Below are 14,420 nucleotides of genomic sequence, written 5' to 3' on the forward strand. Positions count from 1 at the left end.
CTTCGAATTGATATAAGATATATCTTTCCTGAGTTTTCTTAATTGGTTTTAGACCGGGAAGCTTGTGCATAAAAATGTACAAGACTCTTTCCCCGAGGACTGGCATAGAGCTTCAGGGAAAATTTAAAGGGCGGAGCGGTATATTGGGAATTGGAATTTATTTAAGTTATGTGTTTCTCGGATTGTCCCTGGCAGCTCCAATCGGACCAGTAAATGCCGTCAGGCTTGAAAAAGGGATAAAAAATGGATTTTGGCATGCGTGGATTGTTGGAGTGGGCTCGATGTTTGCTGATGCGTTTTATATGCTGGCTGTATACCTTGGGCTTGTCCATTTTTTGGATACCCCTTTCGTACAGATCTTTCTGTGGCTTTTTGGAGGATTTATTCTTTTATATACGGGGATTGAAAGTATTGTGAATGCCAATAAAATTTCCATAAGCTATGTGCGCAGCCAGGATTCATTGTTTAAATGCTTTTTCTCCGGATTTATTATGTCCATATCCAGTCCTCTTTCCATTCTGTTCTGGCTGGGCATTTACGGATCCGTCCTTGCGAAAACAGCCTCATCCTATGGAAAAACAGAGCTCTTTTTATACAGTACCATGATTTTTCTGGGACTCATGCTATGGGATATATTTGTCGCAGGATTGACCACAGGTTTTCGCCGATTTCTGACCTCCAAAGGGATCATCATCATATCAATTTTTTCAGGATTATCGCTGATTGGATTTGGGGCATATTTTGCATTCGAAGGACTAAAGGCATTATTTGCATAAAGAATTTCATTGAAAAAGCTCCGTTTCTTAAAGACGGAGCTTTTTTCATATTATTCGTTTTTAGTAAGCTGTAATGCTTTTTTAATATCTTTAAACGAATTGGATTTACCATACATCAATACTCCGCCCCTGTAGACTCTCGCTCCAAAGACAGCCAGAAGTATAATGGAAACGAGAAGGATCACGATCCCGATAATCGGCTCCCATACCGGCAGTGACAGCATCCCCACTCTCATGAACATGAGCATCGGAGTAAAGAATGGAATATAAGACGTGATAGTTACAAAGGAAGCTTCCGGCTGGCCTAAGCCAAACATAGCAATCATAAAGCCTGCCACAACCATCATGGTCATCGGAGTAATCATCTGCTGGATATCTTCAATCCTGCTTACCAGCGAACCAAGAAAAGCCGCCAGTGTGGCGTAAAGGAAATATCCAAGAATGAAAAAGATGAGTGCATAAGCGATCGTCGAAGCCGGAATGTTTTCAAAACCAAAGAATTCAAAAAAGCCGCCTTCCATCGTATCAAGGTTTTGTTTGACTGAAAAAAAACCAACTAATAGTATGAGTGCCATCTGTGTCAGGCTAAGCAGCCCGATTCCCAATATTTTTGCGAACATCTGCTTGATTGGTGAGACACTGGATATCAAAATTTCCATGACACGGGAAGACTTTTCTGTCGCTACCTCCATGGCAATCATATTAGCGTATAAGATGACGGCAAAATAAATGATGAATAACAGAACATAAACAAGCCCTCTTGCCTGATTCAGTTCTTCTTCTGTTTTAGCATTTTCTTCAAGAGCGGTCTTATCAAAAGGCACCGGCTCATATAGTTTGCTTAATTGCTCCGGGCTAAGGTTTATTTGAGTGGCGGCCATTTGCGTTTTCAGCTGCTGCAGCCCGCCCTGCAATTCGGATGGGATCGCTGAATCGGCTATGCTTCTTGCTTTATAGGCTGCTTCAGGCAGCTCTTCTTCAGTAAAGGATAACAGTAAAAGTCCTTTATACTCTTCATCCTTAACAGCATTTTCTCCTTCTGCCTCTGACCCTTTGTAGGCAATTAAAGATATATTGTTATTTAGGGCATCCATTTGTTCCTGAAGAGGAGCTAACAGCACACCTGTCTCATCGATTACTGCAATTCGTTCTTTATCATCCTTATCGAAATAATCAATAATACCGGATAAGTTGGCAAGCCCTGCAACTATCACCACAGTAATGAGAGTCGTAACAATAAATGACTTGGTCTTCAGCTTGCTTAAATAAGTATGAAGAAGAATCGTCATAAAGTTATTCATAGGAAGCACCAGCCTTTTCTATAAAAATATCATTCAGAGATGGCTCTTCCAAAACAAATTTACGGACAAACCCCTTCTCTGCAACCTCTCTGAAAATGGCTTCAGCGGCATCTTCACCGGAAATCTGCAGCTGAATCCCCTCAGCTGTCTGTCTGGCTTTCACCACTCCCCTGGTATCCTTCAAAAAGCTTAAATCATAATCTGCATGGATAATAAGATTTTTTCTGCCAAAGGAACGTTTAATTTCTTTTAAAGACCCGTGGACAACTGGCCGTCCTTTTTGCATGATGCATAAATGCTCACAAAGCTCTTCTACATGCTCCATCCTATGTGAGGAAAAAACGATCGTTGTACCGTTATCCTTTAACTCCATAACAGCATCCTTCAGCAGTTCTACATTAACCGGATCCAGTCCGCTGAATGGTTCATCCAAAATTAAAAGCTTTGGCTTATGTATAACGGCAGTAATAAACTGGATTTTCTGCTGGTTTCCCTTTGAAAGCTCTTCAATTTTTTTATTGGCGTATTCAGGAACTTTGAATCGCTCAAGCCAATAAGTTAATTCCTTTAAACAGTCCTGCTTTGCCATTCCTCTCAGTTTAGCTAAATAGATAACCTGATCCTTGACCTTCAGCTTTGGATATAAGCCTCTTTCTTCAGGAAGGTAGCCTATCAGCGGACTGGTTGAATAATCGATGGGATTTCCATTCCACGTAATCTTTCCTCCGCTGGGATCCAATAGTCCCAGTATCATTCGGAAGGTAGTCGTTTTACCGGCGCCATTCGCCCCCAGGAATCCAAACATCTCACTTTCGGGAATAGATAGTGACAAATCGTCCACTGCCGTAAACGTACCAAAACGCTTTGTTACATGTTTAAGCTCTAAAGCCATATCGATTTCCTCCTTTTCCTATTTAGCAATACGTACAGAATAGGCAAAAAGTTCCCTGATTTAAAGCATTTTTTCCGAATAAATTTTGCACATTCTAAGAAATTATGCAAGAATAATAGTAACTATCTGAATTTTATAATAAGAGAGGAGTCTCATTATGAAGACTTACAAACTTACTGCATTTGAACAGGACGGGGAAAAGATATTGGATGAAGCATTCCAGGCAGCTTCTGATGACGAAGCTAAAAGTGTGGGGGAAAATCTCCTTAAGGAAAAAGGGCTGGATGAGAAAACTCACCGCTGCACTTCTCCTGCGGGCAAGCTGATACTGTTTCATCGGTAGGAAGAAAAGCGGAAGCGCCTTGCCCGCCCCCGACACCTCGAGGAGGCAGGCGCTCCTCCTAAAAGCTCAGGCTTTTAGTCGTGCTCTGATGATGCTGTCGAAGCGTTGCTTGTGGAGCCAGACAGTTATCTGAGTTCAACGATGTAAAAAAGCAAAGGGCTCAGCTCTTTGCTTTTCTTCTGTCTAACCTATTCCCCTTTAAACACAGGCTTTCTTTTCTCAATAAAGGCCTGGATTCCTTCTTTGTGGTCTACCGTTTGCCTCATTTTATGCTGGCCGAGCTTTTCAAGCTCAAGCACCTTCAAAAGGAGCGGCCGATTTTTATCAGCAAGAATTTTCTTTGTCTTAATCATTGCTTCTGTCGGGCTGTTCAGCCATTGGTTCAATTTTGCTTCAACTGCTGCACTTAAATCAGCTCCTGCTATTTCGTGAATCAGCCCCATTTGCAGAGCTTCATCAGCAGTCAGCACTTTTCCTTCCCAGATTAAATGCTTCGCTTTATCTTCGCCAATGCGCTGCTGCAGGAAGAAGTGAGACCCTCCGTCAGGAATTAATCCGATTCCAATAAAATTCATGGCAAGCTTGCTGTTCTTGTCTGCCAATATATAATCAGTGGCAAGGGCCAGGCTTAGACCCAAACCGGCCGCTGCCCCTGTTACAGCACTTATGGTCAGCTTCGGCATGCTATAAAGAGTTACAGCCAGCTCGCTGATGCAATCCATCACATCCGGGAAATCGCTTTCATTTGTTTCCAAAAGCATTGTTTTAATATCCCCGCCTGACGAAAATGCGCGGCCCTTTCCTTTTAATACAACGATATCCACCTCATCCATTTGGCTTATATCCTTCATAGCAGCCAAGAGCCCCTTAATCATTTCCACATTCAATGCATTCAGTGATTCCGGCCTGTTCATCTCAACTGTGGCTACTCGCCCATCAAGCTGTACGCTGACAGTATCAGTTACAAAATCTGTTGCCAAATCCTTCCCCTCCTTTTTGTGCTCCTTTTATTATAAAGAGTATTATTATATTTAAAAAGTGTTTTGTCTAAAAATTTTTAATTTTGTCATTTATTCAAGTTTTTTGCTGTAAATCCAAACTATAGCAGAAATTAAGTGAGTTTTGAACGTTCCAAAACCTGCACTAAAAAACAGCATCCACCGAAGGATGCTGTACTTGGCCCTTATTTACTTTGCATGACCTGTATATTCTTTTTGGACCTGATTTCTTAAAGCCATTTTGAGGAATTTCCCTACAGAGGTTTTTGGTATTTCCTCAAAGAAAAATATTTCATCCGGAAGCCACCATTTTGCAAATTGCGGCTTCAGGAATTCATAAAGCTCTTCTTTTGTGGTCTTCCCTTTAAATGGCTCTTTCAGAACAACGCATGCCACCGGCCTCTCCTGCCATTGCTCATGCGGGACAGCAACAACCGCTGCCTCAAATACCGATTCATGAGCCATTAAGGCATTTTCGATATCAACGGAAGAAATCCACTCCCCTCCGCTTTTAATTAAATCTTTTGTCCGGTCAACGATTTTCATGAATCCTTCTTCATCAATAGTTACGACATCTCCCGTGTAGAGCCAGCCATCACGGAATGCCTCATTGGTCCGCTCATCTTTATAATATTCAGAAGCAATCCATGGCCCTCTTATCGCGAGTTCCCCCATTTCCTTTCCGTCCCATGCTGCTTCGCCATCCTTGCCGGCAATCTTCATTTCCAGCCCGGGTACAAGAATGCCCTGTTTGGCTTTTATGTCCAGCTTCTCTTCGGCTGATAGCTCTTCCTGATAGCTTTTTAAAGTCGAAATTACAACAAGCGGGCTTGTTTCAGTCATTCCGTAGGCATGCATGAATGGAATTTTGTGCTTTTGCTCGAAGGCTTTAATCATGCCTTTAGGCGCTGCCGAACCTCCACACAGAACCGACCGGAGTGAGCTCATGTCATATTTATTTTCATCAAGTTCTTTTAATAATCCGAGCCAGATTGTCGGCACTCCGGCTGTTATGGTTACTTTCTCGGATTGAATAAACTCTGCCAGAAGTTTCGGTGTAAAATACGGCCCCGGCAATACAAGAGTGGTTCCAAACCAGACAGCTGCAAACGGCAGCCCCCATGCATTTACATGGAACATCGGCACTACCGGAAGGGCGATATCTTTCTCGCTTACCGCTGCACTGTCTGCCATTCCCAGTGCCATACTGTGAAGGACAATGCCCCTGTGGGAATAGACGACACCTTTAGGGCTGCCTGTAGTTGCTGATGTATAGCACATTCCCGCTGCTGAATTTTCATCCAGATCATCAGGATATTCATAGGCACCGCTTGCTTCATTGATAAGGGTTTCATAGTGGTACACCGGGGCAAGAGAAGTCTCAGGCAATTCTTCTTCATCTGTCATAATTATAAACGCCTTGACCGTCTTCAATTCATCCTTAACCTTCTCAATTAGCGGTACAATGTCAGGATCGATCAGCAGCACTTTATCTTCTGCATGATTAATAATATATGTAATATGCTGAGGTGACAGACGGATATTAATCGTGTGGAGAACGGCTCCGCTGCATGGTATGGCAAAATAAGCTTCCAGGTGGCGATGATGGTTCCATGCCAGTGTTCCGACCTTATCTCCTCTATCCACTCCCAGCTTTTGCAGGCTTTCTGCCAGCTTCCTGGTCCGTTCTGCAATCTCCTTATATGTAAATCTCTGAATTCCGCCGGACGTTCTTGAAACGACCATTTTCTTTGGAAAATATTTTTCTGCCCGCTTGATCATTTGCGTCATAGTCAAAGGTGTCTGCATCATCATTACAATTCCCCCTTTTTAGAAAACGCTTACATTTAGAATCATAGAGTTCTATGATCTTTTACCTATTTCATTCTCTTTATTTTCAGAAATTCCTTTAAATTTTTTCTTAATTTTCTAAAATATTTTCGCTAGAAAAATCCCCGCCTATTCAGCAAGGGATTCGTGTTTATTAAATAGCTCTCTTAATATTTTCAATTTCTCATCTGCATAATGTTCAAAACTGTCATTATACGATTTAGGATCCTTCGGGTTTGCAAAATGAGTGATTTTCCCTGTCTGAGGATCAATGAACTTACTGGAAGCCCCGCATCCAAGCCCGATAATTGTCTGCTGTTCTTCCATAATCATGATGTTATAAATGCTTTCCTGATTTGGAAGGGCATAGCCGACATTTTCGAGATTGCCGAGAATATTTTTCTGGCGGTAGAGATAATAAGGATGGTAATTATGCGCTTTCGTCCAATCCTCAGCCATATGCATCATTTTTTCAATTTCTTCACGTTCGGCAACTTTATATTTTTGCTTGTTCTTCGTCATTTCCGAAGCTCGTTTAAAGGATAAAGTATGAACAGTCAGGGATTCCGGCATTAATTTCTCTGTTTCATCCAGAGTATGCGCAAATTCCCGCACACCTTCTCCAGGAAGCCCAATGATCAGATCCATATTGATGTTATTCATTCCCATATTGCGGGCCAGATGGAACTTATCCACGGTTTCTTCCACTGTATGGTGGCGGCCAATCGCTTTCAGGGTCTCCTGAATATAGGACTGAGGATTGATGCTGATTCGGTCAATATTCCATTTTTTCAGCACTTCAAGCTTTTCAGGTGTGATTGTATCCGGACGGCCGGCTTCCACAGTGACCTCCCGAATGTTTTCTACATCTGGAAAAGAGTCATACATTTCCTCATAAAGCATATCCATCTCTTCTGCCGTAATGCTTGTCGGAGTCCCTCCGCCATAATAGACAGTAGTAATTTTCACATTATTCTCTTTCAGCCAATCACCAATTTTGCGCATTTCAAAATGAAGGCCGCCAAGAAATGAGTTAACAGAACCTTGCCTGCCATTAATCGCATAGGCAGGAAAAGTACAATACGCGCACTTTGTCGGGCAGAACGGAATGCCAATATATATGCTTACCTCATTTTTCAAGTCATAAAGATCCGGCACAACAGCAAGCTGCCGGTCTACAATATTCTGCATAAGCTGAATTTTTTCATCTGTAATCAAATACTCTTCCTTCAGCTGCTGATGGGCTTCATGGAGAGGTGTCTGATGCTGTATGGCACGGTGAAGCAATTTTGTGGGACGTACCCCAGTCAGAATTCCCCACTTCTGGGTTATGCCTGTCCATTCCTGCAATACAGTCAGATATACATGTGATACGGCATTCTTCACTTGTTTAAAATTCTCTTTTTCTGACTCAGCCGGAACGTATTCCTTTTCAAAATTGGCTGTAAGGTTCCTGCTGTCTTTATCAGTAAGCTCTGCAGCGGCTTTAATGCGTTCTCCTTGCTCAATCTGAAAAGAAATTCTCAAATCTGCTGCAGCATTCTCACCCAGCACCACTTCACATTCTTCAAAAAAGAGGTTCCCGATCAGCCTAAGAGGCCGATGGAACCGTTCATCCTGTATGCCTAAAATTGAAATGTTCAAATCGATCACCTTTTTTAGAAAATATAATAAATCTGCCGGTGTTTCATAACACTGACGGCAGCTGCAGAGTCTTTATTATTCATGTTGACAAACTCCTTTTAGTGTACAGAAATGGGGAAACAAGGTCAATATCAGGGAAGTGAATCCTATTGGATCTATCTATCTCTTTATCCAATGCCCTAAATAAAATGAGAGCCGATCTGCCTGACCGGACTCTCTTTCATTCATTTTATTTTAGCAGATTCATTTTCTTCAGGAAATCGATTGGATGCTGTTTGCGGAAATGTTCTTTAACCATGTAGCTTACGCCGCTCTGGTCATTGGATCGTGTCAGCCAGTCTGCTGCTTTTTTTACTTCAGCCGGGGCATTGCCCATTGCCACACCTAGACCGGCGGCTTCAATCATTTCCAGATCATCTTCAGAATCTCCTATGACGACCATTTGGTTTCTTGAAATTCCAAGATGTTCACATAAATAGAGCAACCCATTCAGCTTTGAAACTCCGGAAGGAACAATGTCCATCCTCAGATCATTCAGTTTAATGACTTCTACATTTTCAAACATGCCCCAAATGGCTGTCTTAGCATCCTCAAGGTCTTCTTTATCTTCAAAATACACTTCAATTTTCGGCGGTGTGACCGGCTCATCTAAAATGGTGTCACTTAATGAATCCACAAATTGCTGGGAATAAAAAATGGGATCGCCGGTTGTAAAAACAGTTTTAGCAAGCATATTGGTATTGAGCTTCGTTTTGTTGGCAAGGGAATATTTTTCGTGCACCAGCCTGATTTGACAGGTAAAGCCTTCAAGCAGGCGCACGATTTCAAACGTTTCATCTTCCTGAATCCTTTTTACAAATATCGGCTTTTCCTGGGAAGCTGCAATATATGCCCCCCTGTGTGTAACCAGCAAAGAATTGATTTTCAATGCTTTAGCCACTTTTTTCGCGGATGGAAAGCTTCTGGACGTGATTAGTGTTACATAAATTCCCTTTTGCTGCACATATTCAATCGCTTCTTTTGTTGATTTATGAAGTCTTCCATTTGATTGGAGAAGTGTTCCGTCTATGTTTAAAGCAAGCATTCTGTATATCATCCAATTTGCCCCCTATTCTCGGTGTAAAATTGTCCTATTACACTTTTATGAAGAGAAGGACTGGAATAGAACATGACATGGACAATGCAGAAGTTTTTTATAGCTTATCTGTGTTAGTGAAGGCGTTTATCTGTTTTCATAGATCAATTGATTTAAAGAATTATTAATTAGTCATTTACAATTTGGATGCTCCGTATTAAGATGGAGTCAATAAAAACTGCATATCTTATTTTGCACTAGGGGAGCTTTTTGGCTGAGAAGAACAATCCGTTCTGACTCTTATCACCCGATCTGGATAATACCAGCGTGGGGAAGTGCAGGTGAACGGCTATCATTTCTAGTGTATTGATATCATTCAACTGCATTTCCTTATGGGAATGCAGTTTTTTATTTTTATTTTTATTTAAATAGGAGGATTGCAAAATGAAGGAAAATTTCTTATGCGGAACAAGTGAAATTACAGGGTGCAGGTTTTCAATTTACCCAATGACTGACAGGTTTGCGGAAGTTATTTTGTCAGCTCTAAAAGAAGTGGACACGAGCAAAGTATGGATGGAAACAGATGATGTGAGCACCTGTGTGCGAGGCAGGTCCATTCATGTTTTCGATGTGGTCAAAGCTATTTATCTTGAAACAGTTAAGTATGGAGACCATGTAGTGTTTAACGGGACTTTTTCAAATGGATGTCCCGGTGATACTGCGGGCGATGCTTATCTTGCTGAAAATGAGGAACGGGCGAATGAAGAATCAGCAGCAGGAATCAGCCAGGAAGTCGCTGTCCAGTTTGCCCTTTATCCGATGGGGATACCTGATTACATGAACGTCATTATGAACCAGGTCGAGCTCGCAAAGAATCGGGAAACTTTTACTAAAGGAGTACATTATGCTTCAAGACTAGATGGAGATGCACACGCTGTTTTTAAAACACTGGAGGATGCTTTTGAAAACTGTAAGAAAAGCGATTCTACACATATTGTTATGACAGTGAATATGTCTGCCAACAGTCCATCCAAAAAGGAGACTGAGTAATATGCTTGAAAAGTGGAAGCTTCGAGAAGTCATTGTCCTGTCTGTACTCGCTGTCGTGTTTGCAGTTGTATATCTGGTATTCCTGCAATTTGGCAACGTGCTATATGGAATGTTCGGCTTAATTGGATATGATCTTATTTTTGGCATTTGGTTTATTGTTTCAATCATCGCAGCGTACATAATCAGAAAGCCCGGAGCAGCCTTTTTATCGGAAACCATCGCTGCAGCCATTGAAGTCATGGTCGGCAACGCAGTTGGTCCCCGCCTGATTCTGTCAGGAATGATACAGGGGATTGGAGCGGAAGCTGTTTTTGCGGCCACGAAATGGAATAATTACCGGCCATGGGTTTTAATTGCTGCCGGAATGGGCTCATCTGTTACTAGTTTTATTTGGGGCTATTTCATTTCCGGCTATGCGGCCCTCTCACCCGGTTATGTAACGGCTATGTTTTTTGTGAGGCTGATCAGCGGTGCTTTATTAGCTGGATTGCTAGGCAAATGGCTAAGCGAAAGCCTTGCGAAAACAGGGGCATTAAACAGCTTTCCTATTGGAAAAGAGCTGAAAAGGGGAAAACCGGAAAATGGAATTACAGCATAATAGGCACATATTAAAAACTGAACAGCTTTCCTTCAGGTATGAAGATGTGAAAAAACCTATTTTAAAAGATGTGCAATTCAGCCTTTATCCAGGGGAAGCAGTTCTATTGCTGGGCCCAAGCGGCTCGGGAAAAAGCACACTTGCTTTCTGCTTAAATAAATTGTATCCGGAGGCCGTTGATGGCAAATTGGACGGGACCATTTCATTCAAGGGAAAGATGCTGGAGGAGTTCGGCCCTGGCGAAATTAATCAGCACATTGGCATTGTGTTTCAGGACCCCGAAAGCCAATTTTGCATGACCACAGTCGAGGATGAGCTGGCATTTGGGCTTGAGAATATGAAAACACCTCCTGATGAAATAGAGAGTAAGATTGATGAAGCATTGGAGCTTGTTCATCTTTTGCCGTATAAACATTCCTTAATCCACACCCTTTCCGGGGGCCAAAAGCAAAAGCTTGCACTGGCATGTGTTTTATCATTAAAACCGGATATCCTGATTTTGGACGAACCGACAGCAAATCTGGACCCGGCTTCTAGCTATGAACTTACACGAATAATCAAAGAGCTTAAAGAGAACCAGACATTTTCCCTATTAATAATTGAGCATAAGCTGGATGATTGGATTGATTTGACCGACCGGTGCGTGGTCCTAAACAAGGAAGGTGAAATTTTATTTAATGGAAGCACCGCAGAATGCTTTAATCAATATGCAGAAGAACTTCTGCATGAGGGCATCTGGCTGCCAAGCGCGGTTAGAGCCGGCCTATTAGGAAAAAAAGAAGGTATTTACAAAGGGGAAAAGCTCCCGTTGTCTGATCGGGAATTAATCGCCGGATTCGCAAATCCAATCTGTGCACTTCAGATTTTAGACAACCGGAAGAAAAAACACCAAGCTCATGAAGAGCAGATTATCCTAACAGCAGAGAATCTATCGTTTAATAAAGCTGGTAAGGACTTGCTAAAAAATATTAGTTTTTCTGTAAAAAAAGGCGAATTTGTGGCAATTGCAGGTTCAAATGGATCAGGAAAAACAACGCTTTCCAGACTGCTGGCTGGACTATATACTCCTTCAAAGGGCAATATACTTTTTTATGACAGCTCCCTTTCCCAATGGAAGGAGAAGGAGTTAAGACAGAAATTAGGTTACGTTTTTCAAAATCCCGAGCATCAATTTATTGCAGACTCTGTATATGATGAAATAGCCTTCAGTCTAAAAATACAGCAAATACCTGATGCCGATATTCAAAAAACAGTTCAGGCTGCTCTGCTTCAAGTGGACTTGCTCCAATGTGCTGACTTGCATCCTTTTTCCTTAAGCCAGGGGCAAAAGCGGCGGCTTAGTGTCGCATCGATGCTTGTGAATGACCAGGACCTGCTCCTCCTTGATGAGCCAACATTTGGGCAGGATGCCAGGACGTCCGGGGAGCTTATGAAGCTATTGGAAACAAAGATCCAAAGTGGAGGTTCCGTGGTGATGATCACGCATGACATGGAAATCCTCCATTCCTATGCGGACAAAGTGATTGTTCTTTCAGAAGGAGAGAAGATTTACGATGGTTTGCCTGATGCATTATGGAAGAAAGATGAGATTATGAAGATTGCTTCCCTAAAGGTTCCTTACCTAGAAAAACTCAGGGACGATATCGGGTCCATTGCAGGGGGGAAAAAGCTTGTTCTTACATGAATTTAACCCAAGCGTTAAAGCATTCACTGTCATAGTCTGTGTATTAATTCTATCGGTTTTCTTTGATCCGGTTACACCTTTTCTTACCTTAGTGATGACTGCAGCAGCCACCTTTATTTTTGGAAGAGTTTCATTCAAAAGATGGATACTGCTTTTCTCGCCATTTATCTTTATGGCTGCAATATATATTTGGTCAGCTCTGATTTTTTCTAAAACGATTGAAGGAGAAACCATCCTTTGGTCATGGGGGATATTCACATTGACTGAGGAGGGCTTTCTGCGTGCCCTCTCCCTTGGAATGAGAGTTTTAAGCTTTACCTCTCTGTCTCTTCTTTTCATTTTAACCACAAAGCCGACAGAGTTTCTGCTCAGTTTAATGCAGCAATGCCGGCTCTCTCCAAAGCTTGCATATGGAATCATGGCAGGGTATCGGTTCCTGCCATTAATGAAAGAAGAATTTGAGATTATCCGAAGCGCCCACCGGATCAGGGGAGTACCCAAAGCCCGAAAACTCTCGGAAAAAATGGCTGAGCTTAAGAGGTATGCAGTTCCTCTCCTTGCCGGAGCGATCCGTAAAGCTGAAAGGACGGCGATGGCTATGGAATCAAAAGGGTTTACCGGAGATAAAAACCGGGATTTTCATCATAAAATCTCTGTTTCCTGGAAAGATTGGGCATGTTTTACCTTCTTTATAGGAGCAGTACTGGGCAGTGCCTATATTTCATGGCTATTCGGGTTTCTGCAGCTGTACAATGGCGAACTTTAGCAGACAATTCTTGATTTATGTGCGCGTTTAGCTCCATTTTATATGCTCAAAGCTGATTTGGAGACATACCAGCATACTTCAAACGTTATAAAAATACCATAAAGTACCATAAATAACTATGAATAAATCTTATTTACTCTCCTAAAGCTATAATTGTAACAATCAAGAAAACTACACCAAGGAGATGATTTACATGGCAAGAAACAGCAATTCTAATCAGCTTTTAGTATCAGGAGTCAGTCAGGCAATTGATCAAATGAAGTATGAAATTGCAACAGAATTCGGTGTGAACCTTGGCCCGGAAACATCTTCAAGAGCAAATGGATCAGTAGGCGGAGAAATTACGAAGCGCCTTGTGCAAATGGCGGAGCAGCAGCTAGGCGGAGCACGCTAGTCCGCAGCGAAATCATATTAAAATAAAATGCCGCTTCCAGCTGATCCCGGAAGCGGCTTTTCACCCTATTTAAGCATATTCAATATATCTTCCACAGCCTCAAAAAGAGATGATGCCTGGATATCTGCACTTGTTGGACCAGAGCCGATAAAAACAGTTTTACAGCCTGCCTTCTTACCCGCCTCAATGTCCCGTTCATGATCGCCTGCCATAATGCTTTTAGTCAGATCAAGATTATGCCTTTCAGCCAAATCCACAAGCATGCCTGCATTTGGCTTGCGGCATTCACAGCCTGCTTTCGGCTTATGAGGGCAATAGGCGACCTCTTTAATATGTCCCCCTTTTACTGAGACAAGCTCCTGCAGCCTTTCATGAATTCTCTTTAGCTCCCTTTCTTTCAAAAAACCGAGTCCCACGCCGCCCTGATTGGTCACAACGAAAATTTCATAACCGGCTTTGGTCAGCTCTGCCACAGCTTCTGCTGCCCCTTCCAGTAAATATAACTGCTCCGGCTTGTTAACGAATTTTCCCCTGTCTGATAGAACCTCATTCAAAACGCCGTCCCGGTCCAAAAAAATGGCTTTTTTCAATGTGCTGCCCCTTTCATTAAATTGATATCTATCATAAAGGTACCCATACCTTGTTCTGTTTAATATAGAAATAGGCTTTTTTCTTAAAAAAACTCCCGGATCAATTTCCGGGAGTTTTCTCATGGTATTATTCAGCTGCACCATAAAGGTCTTCAAGAGGCTTCATGATGATTTTGTTCATTTCTGCAATCATCATGCTCATGCGCTGTTCTGCTTCCATAAGCTTTGAGATCTGGGCGTGCTGCTGTACAAGCGCGACTGTCTTTTGAGCCTGTTCTACTTCTTCCTGTGTAATATCCTGGCCCATCATTTGTTTTTGCTGAAGTTCCATCTGGATTTTGCGGAAGTTATCAAACATTGCTTTTGCAGACGGATCTGCATTTACATCATCATATGCTCGCTTTAGAGCCTTATATTCATCGCTTTCCCGCACTGCTTTTTCTAATTCATAGGCTGAATCATATAAATTTACTGCCATT

At 42.1% G+C, this 14,420-nt stretch carries 15 protein-coding genes and 1 riboswitch; of the genes, 7 read left to right on the forward strand and 8 right to left on the reverse strand.

The genetic code is table 11. The annotated features are described in order from the left end of the window. Positions 1 to 143 precede the first annotated feature (143 nt). Complete coding sequence (locus tag BFI01S_RS09050) at positions 144 to 776, forward strand: LysE family transporter (protein ID WP_061792371.1); 633 nt, start codon at positions 144 to 146, stop codon at positions 774 to 776. Between the two features lie 50 nt (positions 777 to 826). On the opposite strand, the gene BFI01S_RS09055 is transcribed toward BFI01S_RS09050, so the two are convergent. Both BFI01S_RS09055 and BFI01S_RS09060 read right to left on the reverse strand, forming a co-directional pair. Beyond that, complete coding sequence (locus tag BFI01S_RS09055; protein ID WP_061792333.1) at positions 827 to 2,077, reverse strand: ABC transporter permease; 1,251 nt, start codon at positions 2,075 to 2,077, stop codon at positions 827 to 829. Further along, the gene (locus BFI01S_RS09060; RefSeq protein WP_061792334.1) at positions 2,070 to 2,969 is read right to left on the reverse strand and encodes an ABC transporter ATP-binding protein; all 900 of its coding nucleotides are present in this window, start codon (positions 2,967 to 2,969) and stop codon (positions 2,070 to 2,072) included. The genes BFI01S_RS09055 and BFI01S_RS09060 overlap by 8 nt, the downstream gene beginning before the upstream one ends. A gap of 157 nt (positions 2,970 to 3,126) precedes the next feature. Between BFI01S_RS09060 and BFI01S_RS09065 the strand changes: the two genes are divergently transcribed. Then, complete coding sequence (locus BFI01S_RS09065; protein WP_048010724.1) at positions 3,127 to 3,312, forward strand: YhzD family protein; 186 nt, start codon at positions 3,127 to 3,129, stop codon at positions 3,310 to 3,312. 188 nt (positions 3,313 to 3,500) lie between these two features. Here the strand turns inward: BFI01S_RS09065 and BFI01S_RS09070 are convergent, their stop codons facing one another. From BFI01S_RS09070 to BFI01S_RS09085, 4 genes are all read right to left on the reverse strand, one after another. Continuing rightward, a complete protein-coding gene (locus BFI01S_RS09070; RefSeq protein WP_061792335.1) occupies positions 3,501 to 4,292 on the reverse strand; it encodes an enoyl-CoA hydratase in 792 nt (263 codons plus the stop codon). A gap of 207 nt (positions 4,293 to 4,499) precedes the next feature. Further along, the gene (locus BFI01S_RS09075) at positions 4,500 to 6,125 is read right to left on the reverse strand and encodes a long-chain fatty acid--CoA ligase (protein ID WP_061792336.1); all 1,626 of its coding nucleotides are present in this window, start codon (positions 6,123 to 6,125) and stop codon (positions 4,500 to 4,502) included. A 144-nt stretch (positions 6,126 to 6,269) separates the two neighbouring features. Further along, a complete protein-coding gene (locus tag BFI01S_RS09080; protein WP_061792337.1) occupies positions 6,270 to 7,784 on the reverse strand; it encodes a coproporphyrinogen III oxidase in 1,515 nt (504 codons plus the stop codon). 229 nt (positions 7,785 to 8,013) lie between these two features. After that, positions 8,014 to 8,880, reverse strand: coding sequence for a Cof-type HAD-IIB family hydrolase (locus BFI01S_RS09085; RefSeq protein ID WP_061792338.1), 867 nt, complete (start codon positions 8,878 to 8,880; stop codon positions 8,014 to 8,016). Between the two features lie 228 nt (positions 8,881 to 9,108). Further along, a riboswitch (TPP riboswitch) is annotated at positions 9,109 to 9,210 on the forward strand. A gap of 93 nt (positions 9,211 to 9,303) precedes the next feature. Between BFI01S_RS09085 and BFI01S_RS09090 the strand changes: the two genes are divergently transcribed. The 5 genes from BFI01S_RS09090 to BFI01S_RS09110 all read left to right on the forward strand — a co-directional run bounded on the left by BFI01S_RS09090 (position 9,304) and on the right by BFI01S_RS09110 (position 13,351). Further along, positions 9,304 to 9,909, forward strand: a complete 606-nt coding sequence (locus BFI01S_RS09090; protein WP_061792339.1) for a YkoF family thiamine/hydroxymethylpyrimidine-binding protein — start codon at positions 9,304 to 9,306, stop codon at positions 9,907 to 9,909. 1 nt (position 9,910) lies between these two features. Continuing rightward, positions 9,911 to 10,507, forward strand: a complete 597-nt coding sequence (locus tag BFI01S_RS09095; protein ID WP_061792340.1) for an ECF transporter S component — start codon at positions 9,911 to 9,913, stop codon at positions 10,505 to 10,507. Then, positions 10,491 to 12,191 carry an ABC transporter ATP-binding protein gene (locus BFI01S_RS09100; RefSeq protein WP_061792341.1) on the forward strand — a complete coding sequence of 567 codons (1,701 nt, stop codon included), beginning with the start codon at positions 10,491 to 10,493 and terminating at the stop codon, positions 12,189 to 12,191. Before BFI01S_RS09095 ends, BFI01S_RS09100 begins: the two co-directional genes overlap by 17 nt. After that, entirely contained in the window at positions 12,178 to 12,957 is a 780-nt protein-coding gene (locus BFI01S_RS09105; protein ID WP_061792342.1) for an energy-coupling factor transporter transmembrane component T family protein, read from the forward strand. Before BFI01S_RS09100 ends, BFI01S_RS09105 begins: the two co-directional genes overlap by 14 nt. Positions 12,958 to 13,150: 193 nt before the next feature. Then, the gene (locus BFI01S_RS09110) at positions 13,151 to 13,351 is read left to right on the forward strand and encodes an alpha/beta-type small acid-soluble spore protein (protein ID WP_009331452.1); all 201 of its coding nucleotides are present in this window, start codon (positions 13,151 to 13,153) and stop codon (positions 13,349 to 13,351) included. 65 nt (positions 13,352 to 13,416) lie between these two features. On the opposite strand, the gene BFI01S_RS09115 is transcribed toward BFI01S_RS09110, so the two are convergent. After that, positions 13,417 to 13,941 (reverse strand): D-glycero-alpha-D-manno-heptose-1,7-bisphosphate 7-phosphatase, encoded by a 525-nt coding sequence (locus BFI01S_RS09115; RefSeq protein ID WP_061792372.1) that lies wholly within the window; start codon positions 13,939 to 13,941, stop codon positions 13,417 to 13,419. A gap of 127 nt (positions 13,942 to 14,068) precedes the next feature. Continuing rightward, the gene (locus BFI01S_RS09120; protein WP_061792343.1) at positions 14,069 to 14,419 is read right to left on the reverse strand and encodes a YlbF/YmcA family competence regulator; all 351 of its coding nucleotides are present in this window, start codon (positions 14,417 to 14,419) and stop codon (positions 14,069 to 14,071) included. Position 14,420 lies beyond the last annotated feature (1 nt).

It is taken from the genome of Cytobacillus firmus NBRC 15306 (assembly GCF_001591465.1).
In the GTDB taxonomy this organism is placed as follows: Bacteria; Bacillota; Bacilli; order Bacillales; family Cytobacillaceae; genus Cytobacillus; species Cytobacillus firmus.